Annotated in this window: 25 protein-coding genes and 1 pseudogene; 15 read left to right on the top strand and 11 right to left on the bottom strand. The window is 62.2% G+C overall.

The annotated features are described in order from the left end of the window. Positions 1–77 precede the first annotated feature (77 nt). Both IAG25_RS06845 and IAG25_RS06840 read left to right on the top strand, forming a co-directional pair. Entirely contained in the window at positions 78–788 is a 711-nt protein-coding gene (locus tag IAG25_RS06845; RefSeq protein WP_187604176.1) for an SDR family NAD(P)-dependent oxidoreductase, read from the top strand. A 72-nt stretch (positions 789–860) separates the two neighbouring features. After that, the gene (locus IAG25_RS06840; protein WP_035499705.1) at positions 861–1,091 is read left to right on the top strand and encodes a tautomerase family protein; all 231 of its coding nucleotides are present in this window, start codon (positions 861–863) and stop codon (positions 1,089–1,091) included. 58 nt (positions 1,092–1,149) lie between these two features. Here the strand turns inward: IAG25_RS06840 and treA are convergent, their stop codons facing one another. Then, positions 1,150–2,799, bottom strand: coding sequence for an alpha,alpha-trehalase TreA (gene treA / locus IAG25_RS06835; RefSeq protein ID WP_187604175.1), 1,650 nt, complete (start codon positions 2,797–2,799; stop codon positions 1,150–1,152). A 133-nt stretch (positions 2,800–2,932) separates the two neighbouring features. Further along, a complete protein-coding gene (locus tag IAG25_RS06830; protein WP_187604174.1) occupies positions 2,933–3,826 on the bottom strand; it encodes a helix-turn-helix domain-containing protein in 894 nt (297 codons plus the stop codon). Between the two features lie 135 nt (positions 3,827–3,961). Here IAG25_RS06830 and IAG25_RS06825 point away from each other — a divergent pair, with 135 nt between their 5' ends. From IAG25_RS06825 to IAG25_RS06810, 4 genes are all read left to right on the top strand, one after another. Beyond that, positions 3,962–4,801, top strand: a complete 840-nt coding sequence (locus tag IAG25_RS06825; RefSeq protein ID WP_187604173.1) for an SDR family NAD(P)-dependent oxidoreductase — start codon at positions 3,962–3,964, stop codon at positions 4,799–4,801. Positions 4,802–4,861: 60 nt separating this feature from the next. Beyond that, positions 4,862–6,607 carry an FAD-dependent oxidoreductase gene (locus tag IAG25_RS06820; RefSeq protein WP_187604172.1) on the top strand — a complete coding sequence of 582 codons (1,746 nt, stop codon included), beginning with the start codon at positions 4,862–4,864 and terminating at the stop codon, positions 6,605–6,607. Continuing rightward, positions 6,604–6,939 (top strand): NIPSNAP family protein, encoded by a 336-nt coding sequence (locus IAG25_RS06815; protein WP_187604171.1) that lies wholly within the window; start codon positions 6,604–6,606, stop codon positions 6,937–6,939. The genes IAG25_RS06820 and IAG25_RS06815 overlap by 4 nt, the downstream gene beginning before the upstream one ends. Positions 6,940–7,013: 74 nt before the next feature. Then, positions 7,014–8,396, top strand: a complete 1,383-nt coding sequence (locus IAG25_RS06810) for an MFS transporter (RefSeq protein WP_187604170.1) — start codon at positions 7,014–7,016, stop codon at positions 8,394–8,396. On the opposite strand, the gene IAG25_RS06805 is transcribed toward IAG25_RS06810, so the two are convergent. The 6 genes from IAG25_RS06805 to IAG25_RS06780 form a co-directional block, all read right to left on the bottom strand. Further along, positions 8,369–8,905, bottom strand: coding sequence for an Ohr family peroxiredoxin (locus tag IAG25_RS06805; protein ID WP_187604169.1), 537 nt, complete (start codon positions 8,903–8,905; stop codon positions 8,369–8,371). The two genes, IAG25_RS06810 and IAG25_RS06805, sit on opposite strands and share 28 nt — an antisense overlap. Before the next feature lie 22 nt (positions 8,906–8,927). Next, positions 8,928–9,695, bottom strand: a complete 768-nt coding sequence (locus tag IAG25_RS06800) for an SDR family oxidoreductase (protein WP_187604168.1) — start codon at positions 9,693–9,695, stop codon at positions 8,928–8,930. A gap of 130 nt (positions 9,696–9,825) precedes the next feature. Beyond that, positions 9,826–10,833, bottom strand: a complete 1,008-nt coding sequence (locus tag IAG25_RS06795; protein WP_187604167.1) for a LysR family transcriptional regulator — start codon at positions 10,831–10,833, stop codon at positions 9,826–9,828. A 78-nt stretch (positions 10,834–10,911) separates the two neighbouring features. Further along, entirely contained in the window at positions 10,912–11,319 is a 408-nt protein-coding gene (locus tag IAG25_RS06790; RefSeq protein WP_187604166.1) for a cupin domain-containing protein, read from the bottom strand. Positions 11,320–11,357: 38 nt separating this feature from the next. Beyond that, on the bottom strand, positions 11,358–11,837 hold the full coding sequence (locus IAG25_RS06785; protein WP_187604165.1) for a carboxymuconolactone decarboxylase family protein: 480 nt from the start codon (positions 11,835–11,837) through the stop codon (positions 11,358–11,360). A gap of 143 nt (positions 11,838–11,980) precedes the next feature. Beyond that, positions 11,981–12,862, bottom strand: coding sequence for an RNA polymerase sigma-70 factor (locus IAG25_RS06780; protein ID WP_187604164.1), 882 nt, complete (start codon positions 12,860–12,862; stop codon positions 11,981–11,983). A 168-nt stretch (positions 12,863–13,030) separates the two neighbouring features. Between IAG25_RS06780 and IAG25_RS06775 the strand changes: the two genes are divergently transcribed. After that, positions 13,031–14,320, top strand: coding sequence for an MFS transporter (locus IAG25_RS06775; protein ID WP_187604163.1), 1,290 nt, complete (start codon positions 13,031–13,033; stop codon positions 14,318–14,320). Here the strand turns inward: IAG25_RS06775 and IAG25_RS06770 are convergent. Next, positions 14,271–15,323 carry a helix-turn-helix domain-containing protein gene (locus IAG25_RS06770; RefSeq protein WP_187604162.1) on the bottom strand — a complete coding sequence of 351 codons (1,053 nt, stop codon included), beginning with the start codon at positions 15,321–15,323 and terminating at the stop codon, positions 14,271–14,273. The two genes, IAG25_RS06775 and IAG25_RS06770, sit on opposite strands and share 50 nt — an antisense overlap. Positions 15,324–15,588: 265 nt before the next feature. Here IAG25_RS06770 and IAG25_RS06765 point away from each other — a divergent pair, with 265 nt between their 5' ends. Beyond that, a complete protein-coding gene (locus IAG25_RS06765) occupies positions 15,589–15,885 on the top strand; it encodes a hypothetical protein (protein WP_187604161.1) in 297 nt (98 codons plus the stop codon). 393 nt (positions 15,886–16,278) lie between these two features. After that, positions 16,279–16,431 (top strand): annotated as a pseudogene (locus tag IAG25_RS06760) (GntT/GntP/DsdX family permease); the annotation flags it as partial. A 14-nt stretch (positions 16,432–16,445) separates the two neighbouring features. Here the strand turns inward: IAG25_RS06760 and IAG25_RS06755 are convergent. Then, complete coding sequence (locus IAG25_RS06755) at positions 16,446–17,177, bottom strand: GntR family transcriptional regulator (protein WP_255503561.1); 732 nt, start codon at positions 17,175–17,177, stop codon at positions 16,446–16,448. 171 nt (positions 17,178–17,348) lie between these two features. On the opposite strand from IAG25_RS06755, the gene IAG25_RS06750 reads away from it, so the two are divergent. Genes IAG25_RS06750 through IAG25_RS06730 form a run of 5 tightly spaced genes read left to right on the top strand, consistent with a single transcriptional unit; the run spans position 17,349 to position 23,226 of the window. Beyond that, entirely contained in the window at positions 17,349–18,647 is a 1,299-nt protein-coding gene (locus IAG25_RS06750) for an MFS transporter (protein WP_187604160.1), read from the top strand. Positions 18,648–18,704: 57 nt separating this feature from the next. Next, entirely contained in the window at positions 18,705–19,433 is a 729-nt protein-coding gene (locus IAG25_RS06745; protein WP_187604159.1) for a maleate cis-trans isomerase family protein, read from the top strand. 11 nt (positions 19,434–19,444) lie between these two features. Then, a complete protein-coding gene (hydA, locus tag IAG25_RS06740; protein ID WP_187604158.1) occupies positions 19,445–20,851 on the top strand; it encodes a dihydropyrimidinase in 1,407 nt (468 codons plus the stop codon). 11 nt (positions 20,852–20,862) lie between these two features. Next, positions 20,863–22,029 (top strand): serine hydrolase domain-containing protein, encoded by a 1,167-nt coding sequence (locus IAG25_RS06735; protein ID WP_187604157.1) that lies wholly within the window; start codon positions 20,863–20,865, stop codon positions 22,027–22,029. Between the two features lie 3 nt (positions 22,030–22,032). Continuing rightward, positions 22,033–23,226, top strand: coding sequence for a serine hydrolase domain-containing protein (locus IAG25_RS06730; RefSeq protein ID WP_255503559.1), 1,194 nt, complete (start codon positions 22,033–22,035; stop codon positions 23,224–23,226). A gap of 2 nt (positions 23,227–23,228) precedes the next feature. Here the strand turns inward: IAG25_RS06730 and IAG25_RS06725 are convergent, their stop codons facing one another. After that, positions 23,229–24,329, bottom strand: a complete 1,101-nt coding sequence (locus IAG25_RS06725; protein WP_255503558.1) for an aldose epimerase family protein — start codon at positions 24,327–24,329, stop codon at positions 23,229–23,231. A 206-nt stretch (positions 24,330–24,535) separates the two neighbouring features. Here IAG25_RS06725 and IAG25_RS06720 point away from each other — a divergent pair, with 206 nt between their 5' ends. Beyond that, a complete protein-coding gene (locus tag IAG25_RS06720; protein ID WP_187604155.1) occupies positions 24,536–24,721 on the top strand; it encodes a hypothetical protein in 186 nt (61 codons plus the stop codon). Positions 24,722–24,828 lie beyond the last annotated feature (107 nt).

The raw sequence follows: 24,828 nt of genomic DNA, 5'->3' as shown, positions 1-24,828 counted from the left end.
AGGGCATAAATTACGAGCCATCGGAGCCGTCGGTCCGATCCGCAACAGGCCCAAATCAACATCTATCGAGGTTCATCATGAGCAACGCAAACAAAGTCGCTATCGTCACCGGCGCGTCGCAAGGCATCGGCGCTGAGATCGTCAACGCTTTTCGCGCGAAAGGTTATCGCGTCGTTGCGACCGCCCGTTCCGTTACGCAGCCGGACGATCCGAACGTGATAGCCGTCGCGGGCGATATCGGCGATCGCGCCACCGCGCAACGCGTAGTCGATGCGGCGATCGCAAAGTTCGGCCGCATCGATACGCTCGTCAACAACGCCGGCATCTTCATCGCCAAGCCCTTCACGCAATATACGCAGGAAGACTATGCGGCGTTCCTGAACGTGAACCTGAACGGCTTCTTCAACATCACGCAACTCGCTGTCGAGCAGATGGAGAAGAACAAGAGCGGGCATGTCGTCAGCATCACGACGACGCTCGTCGATCATGCGGTGAGCGGCGTGCCTTCGGTGCTGGCGTCGCTGACCAAAGGCGGCCTGAATGCCGCGACGAAGTCACTGGCAATCGAATATGCGAAGTCCGGCATTCGCGCGAATGCGGTGTCGCCCGGCATCATCAAGTCGCCGATGCACGCGCCCGAAACGCACGAAGCACTCGGCGCGCTGCATCCGATGGGACACATGGGTGAAATGAGCGACATCGTGAACGCCGTGCTGTATCTTGATTCCGCGCCGTTCGTGACGGGCGAGATCCTCCACGTCGACGGCGGTCAAAGCGCGGGACATTGATTGACCGATTCTTCACCGGTTGCGGATGCGCCCTTCGCGGGCGCTTCGTAGTTCCCATTCGAGGAGATCGCCATGCCGATGGTTACGATTCAGGTGACACGCGAAGGCAGCAAGCCCGGCACGAGTGCTGTCACCGCCGATGAGAAAGCGCAGCTCATCAAAGGCGTGAGCCAGTTGTTGCTCGACGTGTTGAACAAGCCGCTCGACGCCACGTTCGTCGTGATCGAAGAAGTGGAAATGGAGAACTGGGGCGTGGGCGGTTTGCCGGTGCAGGAGTATCGTCGGCAGAAGCAGGCGAAGTAAAGTCGATACTACGGCATCGCCGCATGAAGGATCACGGCGATGCCTTCGTTTCTCTGTCTTATTGACCCGGTGCGTAGAGGTCGAGCAGCTTCAGCGTGACGCCATTGGTCCAGCCGAAGCCATCCTGCAACGGATATTCGCCGCCGCCTCCGCCGCCCGTTCCCTCGCCTTCCACGATGTACTTCTCCACGAGCTTCTGCTGCGTCTTGTAGACGTTATTCACGTCGGCGAGAAAGCGCGTGCCGATCTGCTGCGCGAGATCGCTGCGCCCGTATCGCTTCAGACCTTGCACCGCGATCCAGTGCAATGGCGCCCAGCCGTTCGGCGCGTCCCACTGCTGCGTCGTGTTATAGGTCGTCGTCGTGAGGCCGCCAGGCTTCAGCAGCATCGCTTCGACCGTCTCCGCTGTCTTGTGCGCGCGATCCGGCCACGCCGCGTTGGCGAAGAGCGGATAAAGCATGGCCGCCGACGGGTTATTGCGCGGTTGTCCGAGCTTCCAGTCGTAGTCGCCGTAATAGCCGTTCTTGTTCCAGAGATACTTGTTGATGCCGACGGCACGCTTCGCCGCGCGTCCGATGAACTCGCCGACGCAACCGAAATCGCGCGCCTCGCCGCAACCGATAGCAATCGTCGTTTCGAGGTGGAACATCAGGCTATTCAGATCGACGGGAACGATCGATGTCGTGCGGATCGTGGCGAGCGTCATGTTGTCGTCGAACCAGCGCGAACTGAAGTCCCAGCCGCTTTCGGCCGCCGCGCGCAGATCGCGATAAACCTCGTTCGCCGGGCGATTCGTGACCTGTTTGGCGGTGGCGACGTCTTCCGAATAAGACTCGTCGCGCGGCGTGTCGCGCTCGTCCCAATAGCGATTGAGCACGGTCTTGTCCGGCAGCATCACGACATTGCGCACTGCGTCGCCGGGCTGCAACGTATTCGCGCCCTGCATCCAGTAGCTATGTTCCTTGCGCAATTGCGGCAAATACTTCTGATAGACCCGCCCGCCTTCCTTGTGCGCGGCAAGTTCGACCATATAGGAGAAGAACGGCGGTTGCGACCGGCTCACGTAGTACGTGCGATTGCCGTTTGGAATATGTCCGATCGTGTCGATCAGATACGCGAAGTTATCGAGCATGTCGTCAACGAGATCTTCACGGCCCGCTTCCTGAAGACCCAGCATCGTGAAATACGTGTCCCAGTAGTAACCTTCGCGAAAGCGCCCGCCCGGCACGACGTATTGCTTGGGCATCGGAATCAGCGAACTGTTGGGCGGTACGTTGGCGGTCGTAGTAAGACGCGTGAGTTCCGGCCAAAGCCAGTCGATATGTTCGCGCAGCGACTGGTTCGGCGGCGGCGTGATGACCTGATCGGTCGGCGGCGTGAAGTACTGCGCGACGAACGTCTTCAGCGAAAAGCCCGGCACCGACATCTGCTGATGATAGGCCTGCACGATCTGCGCGGGATCGATCTTGGGTGTCGCGTCGACGAAGGTCTTTTGATCGGGATAAATGCCTTGCGTCTGCACGGCGACGAAAAGATCGCCGTATAACTCGCTCGGCGGAGGCGGCAGCGTATAACCGATTTGCGCGTCCGCATACGCGAGGTTTGCAGCCGCGCTCATGACGAGCCAGCCGCATAGCACTCCGCGTGCCTTGAACTGGAAACGCCGCGACGCCTCGTGCGCCGCGCGATGCGATAACAGTGCGATCATGCTCCCTCCTCAAAAGGATCAGTGAACCGGACTGGTCTCGCTCGGGCCGTTTTTGTTTTGATTGATTCGCAGCACGGCGAAGCATCGCACGCCTGCATGACGGTGGCAACCCTCCGACATCAGTGCGAACAGGCTATTGGATAGCTAGCGCCTTATGCGCTTCGGACTGAAATTGCGTCGGGGTGACGCCGGTCTGCTTGCGGAAATAGCGGCTGAAATATGCGATGTCGGCAAAGCCCAATCCATGCGCGATCTGCTTGACCGACATGCTCGAATAAACGAGATCGCGCTGCGCCTCACGTACGAGATGCTCGTTGATCATCGCAAGCGGCGAGCTCGATATCTCCTCGCGGCAAATGCGTCCGAGTTGCGTGACCGTCATGCCGAGCTTTTGCGCGTAGAAATCCACGGGCTGATGCTCGCGAAAGTGCGCGGCCACCAGTTCCCTGAAGCGCTTGATCTGTTGCACGCGCCTTTCCGTCGATGCGACACTCGGCGCGGACGCACTCTCGCATAGCCGCGCGACATGCACGAAAAGTGCAATCAGCAGCGACATCCCCGCCGCCATGTGTCCTCGATTCGTCGCGCGAAACTCGCGCTCCAGCAATTCGAGGATCGGCATGAACGCGCTTTCCTTCACGGACTGGGCGCTGATACGCGAAAGCCCCGCGCGTTGCAGCACGGGAATGAGCCCCGGCGCCGCGATCGATGCGAGCGCCTCGATCGATCTTTGCGCGACGGTCACGACCAGACCATCGACGTCCGGCGCGAAGTTGAATCCATGCACCGTCTGAGCAGGCAGCACGATGACGCACGGCGGCAGGATATCGATCATGCGGTTCTCGATCAGCACTTGGCCGCCGCCGCCGCGAATGTACAGAAATTGCAAGAGCGCGTCATGACGATGCGCGTCGATATGCCAGTCGTTCGGCGCGCTGCGCTCGGCGATCCACTCGAAGTTGAACGCGTCATACCACGGCGGACGCGCCGATTCTCCGTACAGGTTGTAGTTAGGGATTTTCCTCATGTCGCGCGTCTCCTGATGCACAAATTGTCCTGTCGTCTGCCGCCTTTGTCCAATTTTTTGTGCAAGGCCGTGAATATACTTTTTTCACGGGCAAGGCTATCGCGCCTTCGCATCGAATGGACTCAGGAGACAAGGATGACTAATCAGGTCGCGCGGGATCAGACCGCGCCGCATTGGCTCGGGCTCGAATCGAGCGTGTGTGTGGTGACGGGTGCGGCGGGCGGCATCGGCCGCGCCATTGCATCGACATTCGCGGATGCGGGGGCTCGCCTCGCATTGCTCGATCGCGATGAAGCGGGTTGCAACGAAGCGGCCGAAACGCTGCGCGCAAGCGGCATCGATGCGATTGCCATTGCCTGCGATATCGCCGATGCGGCCAGCGTGAACCGCGCACGCGATCAGGTCGAGCGAAAGTTCGGCCATGTCGATGTACTCGTGAACAATGCCGGTTTGTTGAGAGCCGGCGGCATCGAAGATATCGGCCTCGATGCGTGGAATGCGATGCTCGCCGTCAATCTCACGGGTTATATGTTATGCGCACAAGCATTCGGACGCGGCATGCTGACGCGTGGCGCGGGCAGCATCGTGCATATCGCATCGGTGGCGGCGCATCATCCGCAAACCTGGAGCGGCGCATATAGCCCGAGCAAGGCCGGCATCGCGATGCTGTCGCGCCAGATTGCCGCCGAATGGGGCGCGCGTGGCGTGCGCAGCAATACGGTCTGCCCCGGCATGATCCGCACGCCGCTCTCGAAAGCGTTCTATGAGCAAGGCGATGTCGAAGCGCGCCGCAGCGCGATGACCGCGAGCAGGCGTATCGGCGAGCCGCGCGATATCGCGGAAGTCGTAGCGTTTCTCGCGAGCCAGCGCGCGGCGTATGTGAACGGCGCGGAGCTTGCCGTCGATGGCGGCTTCGAATGCATGTTGATGGACCTCGTTCCGCGTCCCGGCTTCGAAGCGCCGCGCACCGCCTGAAAAGCGGCCTTCCCTCTCACGGGTGCGCAACGCGCCCGCTTCCAATCAAAGGACATCATCATGACTACCGTAACGCGGTCGTCCGATCTCGCTTGCGATGTGCTCGTGATCGGCTCGGGCGCCGGCGGCCTTTCGACGGCCATTACAGCGAAGAAGCAAGGGCTCGACGTGATCGTCGTCGAGAAGGAACAATACTTCGGCGGCACGACCGCATTCTCGGGCGGCGTGCTGTGGATACCCGGCAATCGCCACGCGAAAGAAGCCGGGGTTCAGGATACGCGTGAAGCCGCGATTCAATACATGCGTGGCGAAACGGACGCGATGTACGACGAAGCAGCAGTCGATGCGTTTCTCGACAACGGCCCGCGCATGATCGACTTCTTCGAGCGCGAGACCTCAGTCGAATTCCTGCCGACGCTGTACCCCGACTATCATCCCGATGCGCCGGGCGGTGTCGATGTGGGACGCTCTGTCGTCGCAAAGCCCTTCGATGCGCGCGCACTGGGCAAAGACATCGCGCGCCTGCGCCCGCCGCTCAAGACGATCACGTTCATCGGCATGATGTTCAATTCGTCGAGCGCGGATCTCAAGCACTTCTTCAACGCGACGAAATCGCTTGCGTCGGCGTGGTATGTCGCAAAGCGGCTTGCGAGTCATATCGGAGAACTCGCGCTCTATAAGCGCGGCGTGCAGATCACGAGCGGCAATGCCCTCGCCGCGCGCCTCGCCAAGTCCGCACTCGATCTCGGCATTCCGATTCATACGAACACGGGCGCGAAGGAACTCACTACGGTGAAGGGCCGCGTGACGGGCGCGATCGTGATCGCGGAAGGACGCGAAACCCGCATCACCGCGCGGCGTGGCGTAGTGCTCGCGTGCGGCGGCTTCTCGCATGATGTCGCACGCATTGCGAAGGCATATCCTCATGTGCGGCGCGGCGGCGAGCATGTATCGCCGGTGCCCGCAGGCAATACCGGCGATGGCGCACGCATGGCCGAACGCGTGGGCGGCCGCGTCGATATCCGCTATCCGCAGCCTGCCGCATGGATGCCGGTCTCGCGCGTGCCGCTGAAAGACGGGAAATACGGCGTGTTTCCGCATCTGCTCGATCGCTACAAGCCGGGCGTGATCGGCGTGACACGCGGCGGCGTGCGCTTCACCAACGAATCGAATTCTTATCACGATGTCGGTGCCGCGATGATCGAAGCGTGCCGTGATGAAAAGGAAACAGCGATGTGGCTCGTTTGCGATCACGAGACGATCCGCAAATACGGCCTCGGCTTCGCAAAGCCCGCGCCGATTCCGCTCAAGTCCCATCTGAAAAGCGGCTATCTCGTCAAAGGCCGCACGCTTGCAGAACTCGCGCGGCACGCAGGCATCGACGCGAGCGCGCTGGACGCGACCGTGCGCGAATACAACCGCGACGCCGTGGAAGGCAAGGACAATGCATTCGGCCGCGGCACGACTTCATTCAACCGCTATCTCGGCGATCCCGCGCACAAGCCGAATCCTTGCGTCGCGCCAATCGGCGATGGCCCGTACTACGCGCTCAAGGTCGTGATGGGCGACCTCGGCACCTTCGACGGCATTGCAACGAATCCGCACGGACAAGTACTCAAAGGCAGCGAGCCGATTCCCGGGCTCTATGCAGTCGGCAACGATCGCGCGAGCGTCATGGGCGGCAACTATCCCGGCGCAGGCATCACGCTCGGCCCGATCATGACATTCGGGTATCTCACCGGGCTACATCTCGCGGGCCGTATCGACGCGCGCGCGAATTCCAGCGAATTGAGGAGCGCAGCATGAGCAAGCCATTCATCGATCATCGTATCTACACGATCAAGCCGCGCGGCATGGCGGAATTCATCGACGTATTCGATCGTCTCGCGATGCCGATACAACTCAAGTATCTCGGCGCGCCCGTCGGCTTTTATATGAGCGATATCGGCGCATTGAATCAGGTCGTGCATCTGTGGGGCTACGAGAGCATCGGGGATTACGACCAGCGACGCACCGCGCGCGACAACGATCCGGAATGGCCCGCATATCTACAGGCATCGGCGCATCTGATCGTCGCGCAGGAGAGCCGCATCATCAGGCGCGTCGAGTTCAGGAGCCTTTCGCCCGCGGTGCGTTAGAGCCCGGCATAGCGGCACGAAGAAGGCCGCATCCTTGCGATAGCTTTTAGATAAACGAATGGAGACATACCGGCATGGAAAAGAACTTCGGGACCATCGAGGTCCAGAGCTTCATCGACGGCGAGCGCTTCTCGCCGTATCAATGGGTCATCCTGATCCTGTGCTTTCTCGTCGTCGCGGCCGATGGCTTCGATACGGCGGCAGTCGGATTCATCGCGCCGTCGCTGATCGGCGACTGGGGCATCACGCGAGCAGCATTGGGTCCCGTGATGAGCGCGGCGCTCGTCGGGCTCGGCATCGGCGCGTTAGCGGCGGGACCGGCTGCCGACCGCATCGGACGCAAGGCGGTGCTCGCGCTTTCCGTGTTCTTCTTCGGCGTGTGGAGTCTCGCGTCGGCACAGGCAAGCTCGGTCGAAACGCTGACCGCGTGGCGCTTTCTCACCGGCCTGGGCCTCGGCGCGGCGATGCCCAACGCCGTCACGCTGATGTCGGAGTATGCACCCGCGCGCATTCGTGCCGTCGTCGTCAACACGATGTTCTGCGGCTTCTCAGTGGGCCTTTCGATAGGCGGATTGTGCGCCGCGTGGCTCATCCCGCATTTCGGCTGGCCGAGCGTGCTCGTCGCCGGCGGCATCGGCCCGATCGTGCTCACGGTGCTGCTGCTCTTTCTGCTGCCCGAGTCGGCGCAGTTCATGGTCCTGAGAAAACATTCCGCGCAAAAGATCGCCCGCGTGCTGCGACGCGTCTCCAACGATGCGCGTCTCGCCGAAGGTGCACGCATCGCGTTCACTGCCGCCGATACGCGCACGGGCGGCGCGGACAAGTCCGCGCTCGGACTCATCGTCTCGCGTCCCTATCGTTTCGGCACATCGATGTTATGGCTCGCGTACTTCATGGGCCTGTTGATCTTCTATCTGCTGACCAACTGGCTTCCCACGCTTTTCAAGGACGCCGGCTTCTCCGCCGAACGCGCCGCCCTCACGACGTCGCTCTTTCCGCTCGGCGGCATTCTCGGCAACCTGTGTCTCGGCTGGGTGATGGACAAGACCAATCCGCGACGCGTGAACGCGTGCGCGTACGTGCTCGCAGCGGCGCTGGTGCTGACGATCGGACGCGGCGTCGCGGATCAGTTCTGGCTCGCGGTGCTCATCTTCCTGACGGGAACGGCCGTGACGAGCGCGGTCACGTCGATGTCGGCGCTCGCGGCATCGTTCTATCCGACGCGAAGCCGCGCAACGGGCGTTGCATGGATGCTCGGCATCGGGCGCATGGGCGCGGTGGCGGGCGCGATGACCGGCGGACTTCTCATGAGCATGGGGCTGCAATTCAGCGCGGTCTTCACGCTGCTCGCGATTCCCGCGTTCATTGCGGCGTTCGCACTGGGCGCGTTGAGCAGGCGCGATGCATTGCATCAAGCAAAGCAACTCGATCAGACTGCGCGTGTGCCTGCCGAATGATCCGTAGCATCGCTATTGGCTGCAAGCGAAACGATATTGACGATGCCCTTGCGCGCCATCTTCGTATAAGGGCAAAAGCGTTCGGTGTTGCGCACGAGTTCTTCCGCTGCCGCGCGTTCGATGCCAGGCATCTGAACGCGCGTGTGCGCGGTGAGCACGAAGAGGCCGTCTATCGGATCGCGGCCGAATTCGACCGTAACGGACACGCTTGCGCCCTCGGCCACGATACCCGCGCGCGCGGCGAGCAAGACCAGCGCGCCATGAAAGCACGCGGCATAGCCCGCGGCGAACAACTGTTCGGGGTTCGTGCCGCCGCCGGGCCCGCCGAGCGCTTGCGGCATACGCAGGTCGAGTTCGAGATTGCCGTCGTCGGAGCGGGCCACACCTGAGGCGCGGCCGTGGCCCGCATCGCCGCCCGTGACGGTGACGGTCGTCGAATACAACGGCTGCACGTCGCGACCTTCATACTTGTCGAGCAGGCTGACGGGCGGCGGATGGAGCGGCTCCATGACGGCCCCTTCTACAAATCGTTCAACGCGCCGCTTGAACCTCGCTCCGGGTCTCTTCGAACCACGCATCGAAATTCACCGCGCCGAGATGCGCTTGTGCGCCTGGCAAGAGCGTGTCCGCTGCGAGCTGTGCGCCGAAGTAGAGCGCGTTCTCGTCGACGACGACCGTCCTTGCGTCGCCCGTCGCTTTGAAATAGCGCTGCATCAGATCGGAGAGACGCGACTTCTCCGTGCCCGCAATCTCGACCACACCATTGACCGGTGCATTGACGGCGCGATCCGCAACGGCGCTCGCTACGTCGCCCGAGGCGATCGGCTGAATGTACGCATCCGAAAGATGCACCGCGTTTTCATTGGCGCTCGCTTTCGCAATGCCGCCGAGAAACTCGAAGAACTGCGTCGACTGAACGATCGTGTACGGCACGCCCGATTCGCGGATCAGCTTCTCCTGCGCGATCTTGCCGCGAAAATAGCCGCTTTGTGCGAGGCGATCCGTGCCGACGACCGAAAGCGCCACATGATGCGCGACGCCGGCGGCCTTCTCCGCAGCGAAGAGATTGCGTCCCGACGTTTCGAAGAATTCGAGCACGGCCTTGTCTTCGAACGAAGGCGAGTTGGCCACATCGACGACCACGCGCGCATCCTTCAGCGCTTCTTTCAGGCCCTTGCCCGTCATCGTATCGACGCCCGATGCAGGCGACGCTGCGATCACTTCATGTCCGCGCGCACGCAGGTTCTTCACGACCTTGCTGCCGATGAGTCCGCTTCCGCCTATCACTACGATCTTCATGATGTTCTCCTTTGAAGCGATGCGCGCATGGTGTCGCGCTCGCTGAATCTGTCGTGCGTGATGCATCGTAGGTGGACGCGCACGCATCCGGTAGCGCCTTCAGCGGACGCGCGGTGTTGCCTTCGATGCATCAATCGGCGATCACGACCGTCACATCGCTCCTGTTCGTCATATGGGTCGTCAGGCAATGCAGATCGAGCGCGCGCGTATGCTCGGTCATGTAATCGACGAATACACGCACCCGTGCGGGCAGTTGCTTGCGGCTGAGATAGCAGAGATAGTGACCGCCGTCGTCGGGCGCATGTTGAGCGAGACATATGACGAGGCGCCCGGCCTTGAGCGCATCGCACACGAGATAGGCAGGCAGTTGCGCGATGCCCTGCCCGTCGAGCACCGCTCGCAGCATCAGGTCGATGTCGTTGAACGTCTGCTTCGCGGCGAGCGAGCGCTTGTGCGGCAGGCCATCGACCTTGAACTCCCAGTCGGCGATACGCCCCGCCGACGTACGGAAATTGATGCAGCGATGTTTGTCGAGCTCATCGACACGACGCGGCAAGCCGTGCTGGCACGCATACTCCGGCGATGCGCACACGACCATCTGCATCGGAATCAACTGCTTCGCGACGACCTCGCTGTCTTCCATATGACCGTCGCGAAATGCGACATCGACACGGTCGGCCGTGAAATCGCACGGACGATCGTTGAGCACGAGTTCCAGTGCGATATCCGGATAACGCGCATGGAAGCCGGACAGAAGCGGCGCGACGACCCTGCGGCCGAAACCCGGCGCGGACGCGATGCGCAAGTGTCCGCGCGGCGGCCCATTGCGCAGTTCGCGCATGTCTTCGAGCGCCTGCACGATGCGCTCCACGCCCGGCTGACAGTTCTTGTAGAAGAGCTCGCCCTCGCGGGTGAGCGACGTGCTGCGCGTGGTGCGAAGAAAGAGACGCGCATCGAGCTGTGCTTCCAGCTTCTGCACGTTGCGGCTGACGGCGGAACGGCCGATACCCAGGCGATCGCTCGCTTTCGCGAAGCTGCCTTCATTGGCGACCGCAAGAAACGAAACGACGCCCGCATAACTGGTCACGAAGCTATAGGCGAGCGAATCGTCGGAATGACACGCAAGATCTGATGGCATGGCGGCACGAAACGTAGTGGCTCTGTCTCACTAGACGTTCACGCCCTGCACTTTGTGACACGCCATGCTCGATTTCTTTTATTTCACCGGCGTCAGAACCGGTTTGCCCTTGTCTTTGAGAAGCAGCACGATGAACTTCGCGCGCTTCGTCTTGCTGGCGTTGCGGCCCACCGTGTGAATATCTTCAGGGCCTTCATAGAAAGTATCGCCGGCTTTGAGCGTCACGGCCTTGCCGCCCTGAAGCTGCATGATGATCGTGCCTTCGAGCACATACACGAATGCATGCGCGTCATGCCGATGCACCGGATCGACCGAGCCCGGTGGATATTCGACGCTGATCATCAGTGCTTCCTTGCCGGGATATTCGGGCAGCGGCTTCGTCATCAGCTCCTTGACGATGGCCTCCGGCGCGGCCTGCGCCGTGTTCGCCGCAAGCGCCGCGCATCCGAAGACGAGCGTGAGTCCCACGCGTTTGATGCTGTGCATGATCCGTTCTCCCATGATCGAATGACGGCGCGAACACATCACGACAGGTTTGCCTTGTCGAGGCCGAAAGCCTTGTCGGACGAACCCGGCACCGTCTGGAATGCGACATTCGCACGATTCCATCCGTTGATCGCCATGACGGCGTAGGTCAGGTCGGATAGCTCCTTCTCCGAAAACTGCTCGCGCACGCGTCCATAGAGCTCGTCGGACACGCCATGTTCGGGAATGCGCGTCAGCACTTCGGTCCACGCGAGCGCGGCGCGTTCGCGCGGCGAGAACAGCGTCGACTCGCGCCAGATCGCCACGTGATGCGTGCGCAGTTCGCGCTCGCCGTGAATCTTCGCTTCCTTCACATGCATATCGACGCAAAAGGCGCAGCCATTCATCTGCGATGCGCGAAGCGTCACCAGGTCGCGGGTTGTCCGCTCGATCGAGCACTCCTGCAGGACCTGGCTGAATTCATAGAACTTCTTGAACAGTTCGGGCGATTGTTGAACGTAGTTGATTCGCTGCGTCATGATGACTCCATGCCTGGTTGAAGATACCGCCGGCGCTCCATGGCCGGCATGGATGTCATCGTAAGTTTGCGCGCCTTCTCGCGGTAGACGCGCGAACGTGCGCACGCTATTGCTCCGCGCGCATCAATCGCAAAGGCAATCCATCACGCGTTCCCGTAACGCGCTGCGATGCGTTCGAGCTTCTCCGGGTTGCGCTGCACCTGAATACGCACGATGTGCTCGTCTTCGATATCGTAGGTCTGGGCCGATTCGAGCTTGCCGTCGATGAAGCGCAAGAGCGCCCATTGGTCATTGAGCATCACGAGTTCGATGCGCACGCCCTTTCCGTAACGCAGGAATGCCGCATAGAAAAGCTGCGCGATGCGCTTGCCGCCGAGTAGCGGCTCCGGGAAGCTCTGCACGTGGCCGCCGCCATCGCCGACGAGCGTCGCGTCGTCCGCGAGCATCGCGTGAATGGCCGCGAAATCGCCGTGTTCGATCGCATGTGCGAATGCGTGCAGCAAACGCCTGTGGATTTCGCGCGGCACCGAACGGCGCGGACGTTCTTCGCGCAGTTGTGCCTTCGCGCGACTCACGAGCTGCCGGCACGCGGCCTCCGTCTTCCCGATGATGCTCGCGACCTCCGGATAATCGGCATCGAAAACTTCGCGCAGCAAGAACGCCGCGCGTGCTTCGGGCGTCAGGCGTTCGAGCAGCATCAGAAACGCGACCGACACATCGTCCGCGCGCTCCGTGACTTCTTCGGGCGTCGCGGGCGGCTCGGTGATTTGCGGCTCGGGCAGCCAGATGCCCGTGTAATGCTCGCGCTGCAATTTCGCGGCGCGCAGCCGGTCGATCGAATGTCGCGTCGTGACGGCGACGAGCCAGGCTTCGGCATTCTCGATAGCTTCGCGCGCAGCCGCGTGCCAGCGAAGCCATACGTCCTGCACGATGTCTTCCGCCTCGGCGACCGAACCGAGCATGCGATAGGCGATGCCCTGCAAGCGAGGGCGCAGCCGGTCGAACTCGCGCGTGGCGTCATCCATGAAGACGATTCCTCGTTCGTAAGCGAACTACGAAGCCAGCGAATCTGAAAGGTGATCGTATATTACTCGCCTTGTCTTCGTGACGATTACGACGAAGCATTAATAATATGAGCAATGCGGCCGTTAATATCGGAAGCCGGATTCGAATGCATCCATCTCCGTTCATTCATGACTCAAACCGAACAACAAAAAACGTCTGGGAGTCTGACGCGCATCATCGTCGCGACGGTGATCAGCAACGGCTTCGTCGCCTATGACTTCACCGTGTACGGCTTCTCCGCGGCGATCATCGGACAGCTCTTTTTTCCCGCGCACGATGCCGCTGCGTCGCTGTTGCTCTCGCTCGCGACATTCGGCGCGGGCTTCGTGATGCGTCCGCTCGGCGCGATGCTGATCGGACGATACGCGGACCGGCACGGCCGCGAGGCCGGCATGCGGCTATCGATCGCGTCGATGGCGGCGGGCACCTGGCTGATCGCATGCCTGCCGACGCATGCGGCGATCGGCGCGAGCGCGACCGTGCTGATCGTGTTCGCGCGGCTTCTGCAAGGGCTCGCGGCGGGCGGCGAGATCGGCCCGGCATCCGCGCTGCTGATGGAGTCCGTGCCTTATGAACGACGCTGCTTCATGGTCAGCTGGCGCGGTGCGAGCCAGGGCGCGGCCGCATGCGCGGCGGCGCTCGTCGGCGCGTGCACGTCCGCGTTGCTGTCGCACGAGCAACTCGTGCAATGGGGATGGCGTGTGCCTTTCGTCATCGGCGGATTGATCGCGCCGCTCGGCTGGTTTCTGCGCCGCGTGCCGGGCGACGCATGGGCGTCGAAGGCGCGTCCCGCGCACACGCCGCTTTCGATCGTGCTTCGCGAACATGCGCGCCCGCTCGCATGCGGCATCCTGATGATGGCCGCGCCTTCGTCGAGCATCTACATCGCCGTGCTGTACATGCCGAGCTATCTGACGCATACGTTGCAGCGGCAACCGGCGATCAGCTTCATGATCGCGTCGCTTTCCGGTCTAGTGATTCTCGTCGTCACGCCGCTCGTCGCGCTCGCCGCCGATCGCCTGATGAGCCGCAAGACGCTGCAATACGCATCGCTCGTCGGCGCGCTCGCGACGGCATATCCCGCGTTCTATGCGCTCACGCGGGGCGCACCGGACATGCTCGCGCTCGTGATCATCCTGCTCTATGTCGCCATCGCGCTGAACAACGCGGGCGCGGGCTCGGTGCTCATGCTCGAAGCCTTCCCGAAGCATCGGCGCGCAGCAAGTCTCTCGGTGATCTACACGTTCGGCGTCGTCATCTTCGGCGGCTTCTCTCCGCTCGCGGTCGCATGGCTCATCGGCGCGACCGGCAATGTGATGACGCCCGCGTGGTATCTGCTCGCCGCGAACTGCGTGACGCTCTTCGCACTCAGCCGCTTCCCCGAACGCCCCTCGAGTGCGCGGCGTGCATGCGCATGACGGGATCGCTGTCCGCCGCGCGCAAGAGGTCGAGCGCACGCAGTCGCATTTCCAGCGGGCTCACATCGAACGCGCGACGGAACGCGCGCGTGAAATCCGATGCGCTCTTGAAGCCGAGACCGAATGCGATATCGGCGATCTGCAGGTTCGGAAACCGCGCGAGTTCATCGGCTGCTTCGCGCAGGCGGCGATGTCGAATGTACGCGCCGAGGCCGCCTTCCTGCTCGAACCATCGGTAGATGGTGGCGCGCTTCAGACCGAGTGCATCGACGATCTTCATCGGCGTGAGATCGGCTTCATGGAGATGCGTCTCGACATAACGCTTCACCTGGCCCTTCACCGCCGTTTGCAGCGCGGCGCGCGAGTCGTGCAATGCATGCGGTTTTTCGGCGAATGCCGCGAGCAGGAGTTGCGCGCCGGCATCGAGGGCGTCGATGGCATCGGGACGTTCCAGCGTCGGCAGTGCGCGAGCGGTGGCATCGAAATGCTGGAAGACGAAGCGCGCGAGCGGCGCGTCATCAGGCACGACGCGGCCGTGCAGCGCATCGCAGTCATCGATATGCGCGGCGACGACCGAGCGCGGGACGAACATCGTCAGCACGCGGCACGCCGGACGTTCGACGCGAAAGCGCTGATTCAGATCGAACGCGACGATGCCGCGCATTGAACCCGGCGCAGTGCGCTTCACGCTCGGGCCGCTGACATGGCCGGACTCACCTTCCACATACACGTGAAACGCGAAATCGCGACGCGTGTCGGTCGAGACGCGTGCGATCGATCGCTCGAGCACCAGCGCTTCGGTGCGCGCCTCCGTGAACACGAGGCCGCCGGCCGCATGCAGATCGATGCTGCCCGCAAAGCCGCGCGCGATGCGATCGTTATCGGGAAGAACATCCACCACATGCCCGACGCGATCGCGCCATGCGAGCAACTGGCGCTCGCGCGGCAGTGCCTGCGTCGAGAAGCGGGTGAATAGCGTGCGTGGATCGGAATCGGCGGGCATGGAATCAATGTCGGTTCAAATAGTCCTTTAGAGCAGTGGCGCACACGATGCGCGCCGGCAAATGAGACGCATGGTAAAGCGAATTCGAAATGCAGGTATATCGTGCTGAACGAGGAGCAGCGTGTGCGGCGTCGCGGGCGGTTCAGGTCGGCGATTCCTTGCCGTCACCCCGCTGTCACATCGCTGTCTCCCACTCATTGGTTTACGGCTGACTAAGAACAAATACACAGCCGCATGCAGCAAAAAGGGCGTTTGGGGCGTCAACATGGAAAAGTCGAAAGTATCGCAAGCCAGCCGCGCCGCGCAAAGCACGCGAGCGGCGCTCAAGCCTGCGCGCATCGCGGACGCGCAGCTCGATCATCTCGAGCACATGATCCGTTCGCTTGCAGTCGCGGGCAATCAGAAGGCGTTCGCCTGTCTCGATCGCGCCTACTGGAAAAGACGGCTCGCCGCACTCGGCGACGAAAGCGATCTCGTGTCCACGCAACGCGCTCGCGTACTGCGGCTGTTCGATCTTCTCGCACAGGATCACGCCGCCGGCCCCGACAAGGCCGCCGCGTAGTCATCCACTGAACACGCATGCGGAATGCAAAACGCAAAGAGGCATTCCGAATGCAAAACGAAAAATGCCAGTAATCACTGGCAAGCCGATTGCAAGGCCGGCCTGAGAGAGCACGATCGACGCGCGGTCGATTTTGACCGTCGCGTCGAAAAGTGCTATTACGACGGGGCTTCGCGTCCCGCGCATGGTTCGCCACGAACACGCGAGGTCATGCGCGGGACACGAAAGCTCCTCGTAATCGCATCGGCATTCAAAGCGATGCGCGTCAGCTCAAGGTCACCGTGAATCCCACAAGCCTGACTCCCTGGTCGGCCCACGACACTCAATTGCTGATCGCCTGCGCGCTCGGCCTCGCGATCATCATCGTGCTCAAGCTCGCGCCGTTCCTGTCCATTCTCGTGGGCACGCGACGCGGGTTTCTGGATGGTGCGCGAGTACTTCGGGCTCACGCTCAAGCGCACGGTCGCGGTGTGGTCCGTGTTGCAGACGATCGTCTCGGTGGTGGGACTCGTGCTGACGCTCGCGTTGTGGAGCGTGCTGACGTAACGACGTTCAGGTGTTCAGCCCGACGCTTCCTCGCGTGCGAGATCGCCGATGCGCGCAGCGGGCGCATCGCCCTTTGCGCGCTCTAGCACGGCGAGCACTTCGCGCGCGGTGTTCTCCGAATGCTCGCGCAGGATCGCGGGCAAACCTTCGCGCGCGGGATTTTCGAGCGCGGCCAGAATGGCTTCATGCTCGCTCGCCGATTCGGCCCAGCGCAGCGTGTCGGCATTCGCCGCGCCGCGCGCCCGATGCACCTTCGACATCAACGTCGAATAGACGCTCGCGAGCACGGGATTGTCGGCGGCATCGACGATCATCTGGTGGATCTGCTGATTCAGCTTGAAATACTCGACGCGCTTGCCGGCGTCGTGACATTCCACCATGCGCCGGTGCTTCGCCGCGATCGCCGCGATTTGCGTATTGGTGATGCGCTGCTGCACCAGGCCACCCGCCATCGCTTCGAGTCCGTGAAGCAACTCGAACGTGGCGGCGAGATCGTCGAGATCGATCTCCGCGACGCGATATCCGATGTACTGCCGGTGCGTCACGCGCCCCTCCGACACCAGCACCTTCAGCGCCTCGCGCAAGGGCGTCTTCGAGACGTCGAACGCGCTGCTCAATTCTTTTTCGTCGATGCGCGCGCCGGGCGGCAACTCGCCCTCGTCGATCATGTCGCGCAGGCGCGCGGCGATCTCCGCGGCCATGCCGCGCGTGCGCAAAAGGAGGGGGCTTTTGGTGGTCTGGTTCATCGCAGTGCAAGCTTATCACGAACTTGGTGAAAACCCTGCACCGTCATCGTGCACTTTAAATTTCAATAAAACCAAGCGTTTACACTGTTTGTAATTATAAATTTCTAATCTTATACTCTGTTCAACGTTGCGCGACGTCACGAAAACATCCGCCTATCCAGGAGCCCGTACATGTCTTCAACATCCGGTGTTGCCGCATTGACGGTGGGCAAATCCACCGTTCGCTGGAAGATTTTCGTCGTCATGCTGAGCCTCATCGCGATCAACTACATCGACCGCGCGTCGCTGTCCGTCGCGATGCCGCTCATTTCCAAGGAGTTCGATATCGGCCCGGCGATGGAGGGGCTCATCCTCTCCTCCTTCTTCTGGACCTACGCGGTGATGCAGATTCCCGGCGGCATGCTCGCCGACCGTTTCAAGCCGCGCATCGTGATCGCAGCCGCGACCGTGTTCTGGGGTTTCTTCCAGGCGATCGCGGCGGTCTGCACGAACGCGCCGGGCCTGCTGCTCACGCGTCTCGGACTCGGCGCATCGGAAGCGCCGATCTATCCGGCGGGCGGCAAGCTCAACGCGATCTGGATGACGCAGACCGAGCGCGGCCGCGGCGCAACGCTGCTCGACGGCGGCGCACCGCTCGGCGCGGCGCTCGGCGCGATTCTGATCACCGGACTCATCGCGACGCTCGGATCGTGGCGGCTCGCATTCGCGGTGGCCGGCGTCGGCACGGTGCTCGCGGGCGTCCTCGCCTGGTTTTATGTACGCAATACACCACGCGAGCATCCGGGCGTGAACGAGCTCGAAGCGGCCTACATCGAGGAATCGCATGCCCGCGACGCCGCCGCCGAGCCGTCCACGCTCTCGGGCCGCACGCGCGATTTCTTCAAGTACCGCTCGGTGTGGTGCATGTTCTTCGGCTGGATGTGCTTCAACAGCGTGTTCTACGGCCTGCTCACGTGGATGCCCAATTACCTGCACATGGTCCACGGCTTCGACATCAAGCAGATGGGCGGCTCCAGCTTCATCATCTTTTTCAGCGGCTTCATCGGCGAACTGATCGGCGGATGGATCGCGGACAAGTGGAAGGCCGCGGGCGGGCGTCCGAATGTCGTGATGCGCACGCTCTTCGGCATCGCGGCGGTCATCGCGACCGTGTCGATCTTCTCGGTGGCCTATGTGACGAATGCGGTCGCGGTCGTCGCCCTGCTTTCGACAACGCTCTTCTTCCTGCGCTGGTGCGGTCTTTACTGGTGCATTCCGTCGTCGCTCGGCACGCGCAACAAGATCGGCTTTCTCGGCGGCTTCATGAATCTCGGCGGCAATATCGGCGGCGTGGCGGTGCCGATCATCGTCGGCGCGATCGTGCAGTTCACGCACTCCTACTTCCTCGCGCTGATGTTCTTCGCGGCGGCCGGCATCGGCTTGCTCGTGTGCTCCAGCGCCATCGATTACGAAAAGAAGATTCCCGTCTGAACGGGATAGCAAGTTCACGCAGCAACGCTTCGCTCAATTCACACAAGAGACATCACGATGAAAAAACGCACCTTGCTCGGCATGCTCACGCCTTCGTCCAACACGTCGCTCGAACCGCTGACGAGCGCGATGGTTTCGAACCTGCCCGGCGTCTCCGCGCATTTCGCGCGCTTTCCGGTGACGGAGATCTCGCTCTCCGATCAGGCGCTCGGCCAGTTCGACGATTCGAAGATCCTGCAGGCGGCGCAATTGCTCGCCGATGCGAAAGTGGACGTGATCGCATGGAACGGCACGTCGTCGGGCTGGCTCGGCTTCGAGGCCGACGAGCGTCTGTGCCGGCGCATCACGGAAGCGACGGGCATTCCCGCGACGACCTCCGTGCTCGCGCTGAACGAAATCCTGAAGAAGACCGATGCGCGCGAATTCGGTCTCGTCACGCCTTATCTCGACGACGTGCAGGAGAAGATCATCGCGAACTATCGCAGCGTTGGATTGAACTGCATCGCCGAGCGGCATCTGAACCTGAAGGTCAACTTCTCGTTCTCGGAAGTTCAGCCCGATGAAATCCGCCGCATGGTGCGTGAAGTGGCGAAGGACAAGCCGCGCGCGATCTCGATCTTCTGCACCAACCTGAACGCCGCGCATCTCGTGCCCGAGCTCGAAGAAGAAACCGGCATTCCGATCTACGACACGATCACGACCGTCGTATGGAAATCGCTGCAGCTCGCCGATTACGACACGCGCAGCGTCAAGGGCTGGGGACGTCTCTTCAGCGAAGTCATCTAAGGGGAAGGGCCATGTCGAACGAACTCGATTTCGTGATCCGTCACGCCGACGTCGTCACCGCGTCGGACCGGTTTTCGTGCGACATCGGCATTCGCGACGGCCGCGTGGCGATGCTCGGACAAGGACTGCCCGACGCGCCGCGCGAACTCGATGCGAGCGGGATGCTGGTGTTGCCGGGAGGCGTCGACGGCCACTGTCATCTCGATCAGCCGATGCCCGACGGCCTGCGCATGGCCGACGACTTTCTCAGCGGCACGCGCTCCGCGCTATGCGGCGGCACGACCACGGTGATTCCGTTCGCCGCGCAGGCCAAGGGACAATCGCTGCAAGCGGCCGTCGACGACTATCACAGCCGCGCGGAAGGCCGTGCGCTGATCGACTACGGCTTTCATCTGATCGTCGCCGATCCGACGCCGCATGTGCTCGCGGAAGAGTTGCCGCGTCTGATCAGAAACGGCTATACGTCGTTCAAGGTCTACATGACCTACGACGATCTCAAGCTCGATGACCGTCAGATGCTGGACGTGCTCACCGTCGCACGCGAGCACGGCGCGCTCGTGATGGTGCATGCGGAGAACTCGGACTGCATCGGCTGGCTGACCGAACGTTTGCTAGGGAAAGGCCTGCATGCGCCGCACGCGCATGCGCTCGCGCGGCCCGCCGTGGTCGAACGCGAGGCGACGCATCGCGCGATCGCGTTCGCGGAGCTCGTCGATGTGCCGATCCTGATCGTGCATGTATCGGGCGCGGATGCCATCGAGCAGATTCGCTGGGGCCAGTCGCGCGGTTTGCCGATTCTCGCGGAGACGTGTCCGCAATACATGTACTTGACCGCCGACGATCTCGGCCACGGCGAATACGAAGGCGCGAAATGCGTATGCAGCCCGCCGCCGCGCGATCCCGCGAATCAGCAGGCGGTGTGGAAAGCATTGCGCCAGGGTGTGTTTTCGCTCGTCTCTTCCGATCACGCGCCCTTCTCTTATGACGATCCGCAAGGCAAGAAACCGGGCGGCAAGGAAGTGTCGTTCGATCACATTCCGAACGGCATTCCCGGCCTCGAAACGCGCTTGCCGCTGCTGTTCAAGGGCGTGAAGGAAGGACGCATCTCGCTGCACCGGTTCGTCGAACTCACGTCGCTCGCGCCCGCGAAGCTCTACGGGCTGTATCCGAGGAAAGGCACGATCGCGGTGGGCGCGGATGCGGACATCGTCGTGTGGGACCCGGAAAAGCGCGTGACCATCGCGAACGCGTCGCTGCATCACGCGGTCGATTACACGCCTTATGAAGGCATCGAAGTGACGGGATGGCCGCGTCATTGCTTCTCGCGCGGCGAACTGCTCGTCGAAGACGGCAGACTTCTGAACGTGAAGAGCGGACGCGGACGCTTTCTGCCCGCCGGCAAACCCAATCTGGAATGAAGGTGCAAGCGATGAAGCTGCCTTTGTTGTCACTGACCGCCGCGATGTTCTGCATGACGGCGCACGCCGCGGAAAAAGATATGCCGAACGTCGTGCCGGAATCGGTCGGCGTCGATTCGGCGCCGCTCGTGCGCATGTCGGAGTGGATACGCGCGGACAAGATGGATGTGCGCAGTCTCGTCATCGTGAAGGACGGCAAGATCGTGTTCGAGCGCTATGGCGACGGCCTCACGCGCGATAACAACTACGAGCTGTATTCGGTCACGAAGACGATCACGTCCTTGCTCGTCGGCGTGCTCGAAGGCGAAGGCAAGCTGAATCCATCGACGAAGGTCGCGCCGCTCATTGCGAAAGCGCGGCCCGATCTCGCCGCGCAACTCGCCGACAAGGAGAACATCGAGCTGCGTCATCTGATGTCGATGTCGAGCGGCCTCAGTTATCAGACGCGCGAAGGCACCGATCCGCTCTACTACGGCGCGCCGGATCGTCTGCGTGTCGCGGTGACGGCGAAAGCCGCGAAGACGCCGGGCACGGACTTCGATTACATCGACGTGAATCCGGTGCTCGTCGGCACGGCCGTGAGCGTCGCCGCACACGAACGCGAGGATCGCTTCGCGCAGAAGAAACTGTTCGAACCGCTCGGCATGTCGCATTACCGCTGGACCGGCGTCGATGAAACCGGCGCGGTCGCGGGAGGCTGGGGCTTGCGGCTGCGCGCCGTCGACATGGCGAAAATCGGCATGCTGATGCTCGACGACGGCCGCTGGCAAGGCAGGCAAGTCGTGCCGCGCACGTGGATCAAGCAGATGACGACGCCCTCGCCCGCCGCCGCAGATTACGGCTACTACTGCTGGATTCAGCATATCGTGGAGAAAGGTCAGCCCGAATTCGGCGCGATGGGCTTCAAGGGGCAATTCATCACGGTGCTGCCGAAGCAACATGCGGTCGTAGTGATGACGAGCCTCCTGCCGACCGATGGCGGCTTGCGCGACGCCACGTATCTGAACCAATACCGCCGCATGGTGAACGACTTCATCCTGCCCGCGTTGACGCCGGCGGTGCGCCCCGTCGCGACGGCCGCGAAGACCGAAGCGCTGAAGGAAGAACTCGAACGCAGCAACAAGACGCAGGGCGTGCCCGGCACGGCGGCCGCATTCAACGACGCACCCGAGACCTGATCCATGACACTACGTTTGCTGCTCAAGTGCATCGCGCCGGCCATCGTCGCGATGTCGATCTCGAACGCTCATGCAGCCGCGCCGCTGCGTGAGGCGGGACTCACGCAGGCATCGCCGGAAGATGCGGGCGTCGATTCTCGCGAGCTCGTGCGTCTGTCGCAATGGATTCGCGAGCAGAAGCTCGATGTGTACAGCCTGCTCGTCGTGAAGGACGGCAAGCTGATTTTCGAGCGCTATGGAGCGGGTGCATCGCGCGATTCGAACTACGAGCTGTACTCGGTCACGAAGTCGGTGACGTCGATGGTCGCGGGTATGCTCATCGGCCAAGGCAAGATCAGTCTCGACGATTCCGTCGCGACGAAGCTCGCCGCGTGGCGTCCCGACCTGCGCGCCGATTTCGCCGACAAGCGCAACGTCGAACTGAAGCACGTGCTCTCGATGTCGAGCGGCCTGCATTACGACTTCAAGCCGAAGGACGATCCGATCTACTACGCCGCGCCCGATCGGCTGAAGCTCGCGGCAGAAACGAACCCCAAGACCGCGCCCGGCTCCGAGTTCGAATACACCGACATCAACCCGATCCTCGCCGCCGCGATGCTGAGCGCCGCGGCGCACGAGCCCGTCGAACGCTACGCGCAGGCCAATCTTTTCGGACCGCTCGGCATGAAGCACGCGGTATGGGCGCGCGCGGACCGTTCGGGGCTCGTGTCGGCGGGATGGGGCTTGCGTCTGCGCGCTGTCGACATGGCGAAGATCGGCATGCTCGTGCTCGATCATGGCCGCTGGCAAGGACGCCAGATCGTGCCGCAGGCATGGATCGCGCAGATGACGTCGCCCGGCGTCGCGCCCTACTTCGGCTACTACTGGTGGATCAACAACATCGTGCAGAAAGAGAAAGAGCCGGAATTCGACGCGATGGGCTTCAAGGGGCAATTCATCACGGTGCTGCCCGAGCGCAATACGGTGATCGTGATGACGAGCGTCATGTCCGTCGATGGCGGCCTGCGCGATGCGAAGAATCTCCAGACGTTCCGGCACATGGTGAACGACTATGTGATTCCCGCACTCGACAATCCGCATCACGCGCAGCCATCGACGGAGCGCCGCGCGGCCTTGCAGCATGAACTCGCAATCAGCGCGCACACGAAGGGCGTGCCGGGCGCGCAAGTGGACCCGACCGATCTGCCCCGGCTCTGACGCTAACGCACGCCGAATTTCCAGACCGTGACTTCGTGATACTCGTCGCCGGGCCGAAGCTCGGTCGACGGAAACGCCGGACGATTCGGCGAATCCGGGAAATGCTCCGCCTCGAGCGCGAAGCCATCGGTCTGCCGATACGCCGTGCCCGACGTGCCGATGGCGCTGCCATCGAGACCATTGCCCGTGTAGAACTGCAAGCCTTGCTGCGTCGTGTAGACATCGAGCACGCGACCGCTCGACGGATCGTAGGCGCGCGCCGCGAAGCCCGGCTCGCCATTGCGCTGGCCGTTTCTGTTGAGCTTCCAGTTGTGATCGTAGCCGTGCGCATAACGCATCTGCTGATTCGACGAACGCAGTCGCGCGCCGATCGGCGTCAGCGCGCGTAAATCGAGTGGCGTGTTCTCGACGCTCGCTGTTTCGCCGGTTGGAATCGAATCGGCGCGCACCGGCGTATAGCTCGATGCCGCGATCATGACGAGTTGCCCTTCGACACCGCCGCTGCCCTCGCCCGCGAGATTGAAATAGCTATGGTTCGTGAGGTTCACGACAGTGGGCTTGTCCGTCTTCGCGCGATAGTCGATGCGCACTTCGTTGTCGTCCGTGAGCGTGTACGTCACATCGACGGTCAGCGTGCCGGGAAAGCCGTTCTCGCCATCGGGACTCACATAGCGCAGTTGCACGCCCGCGCCCTGCGCGCCCTGAAACGTCCTCACCACGGTCCACACTTTTTCGTCGAAGCTGTGCGGGCCGCCGTGCAACGTGTTCGGCGGCTCGTTGACGGGCAGCTTGTAGCTGCGCCCGTCCAGTTCGAAACGTCCATCGGCGATGCGGTTCGCATAGCGCCCGATAAGACCGCCGAAGTGAATCTTGCCGTTGTACTTCTCGTAGTCGCCGAGCGACCCGAAGCCGAGCACGATGTCCGCGCGACGCCCGCGCCTGTCGGGCACATCGAGGCGCGTAACGATACCGCCGTATGTAATGCAGCTCATTGTTACGCCACGCGCATTGGAGAGCGTGTATTGCGCGACCGCTTGCCCTTGTTGCGTCGCGCCATAGGACGTGGAAGCGAGCGTCGCGGCGAAGCCACAGGGCGAGAACATCGCGCATGCAAGAGCGGCAAAACGGATGAGCGTTCGTTTGGTGTCCGGCATAAGCGACGTGAAAGAAAGTTCGTTCGATGCGGCCCGGCATGGAGAACATCGCAGCGTCGGGCAGCATCGCTTATGCCTGACGCAGGCCGGGCACGCACCCTGCGAACCTTCATCGCTCATTCCATTCGATCGATGATGACGACAAGGAGCCTCTCATGAACGAACCAGCCGACCGTCCGACGCCGCCGAAACAGACTCCCGAAGACCCGAACGTGGCGGATCGCCGTCTGTCCGACGAACAAAAGCGTGCGATGACCAACGAGCCCGAAGCGCCCAAGCCCGTCGATAAAGACAAGGAAAGCAAGCTGCCGAATCCGAAGGATGTCGGCGAAGCGGGTTAGCCGCCGCAGTTGCGCACGCCGTCCTCGCGCATGGCGGGGTTGGCGTGCGATTCCTTAGATGAATAGATCTTTAGCACGTACAAATTACATACGAGGCACTCGCGCGA

Origin of the sequence: Caballeronia sp. EK, from assembly GCF_014384845.1 — a bacterium.
Lineage (GTDB): Bacteria > Pseudomonadota > Gammaproteobacteria > Burkholderiales > Burkholderiaceae > Caballeronia > Caballeronia jiangsuensis.
This window is presented reverse-complemented; position numbering and strand designations above follow the sequence as displayed.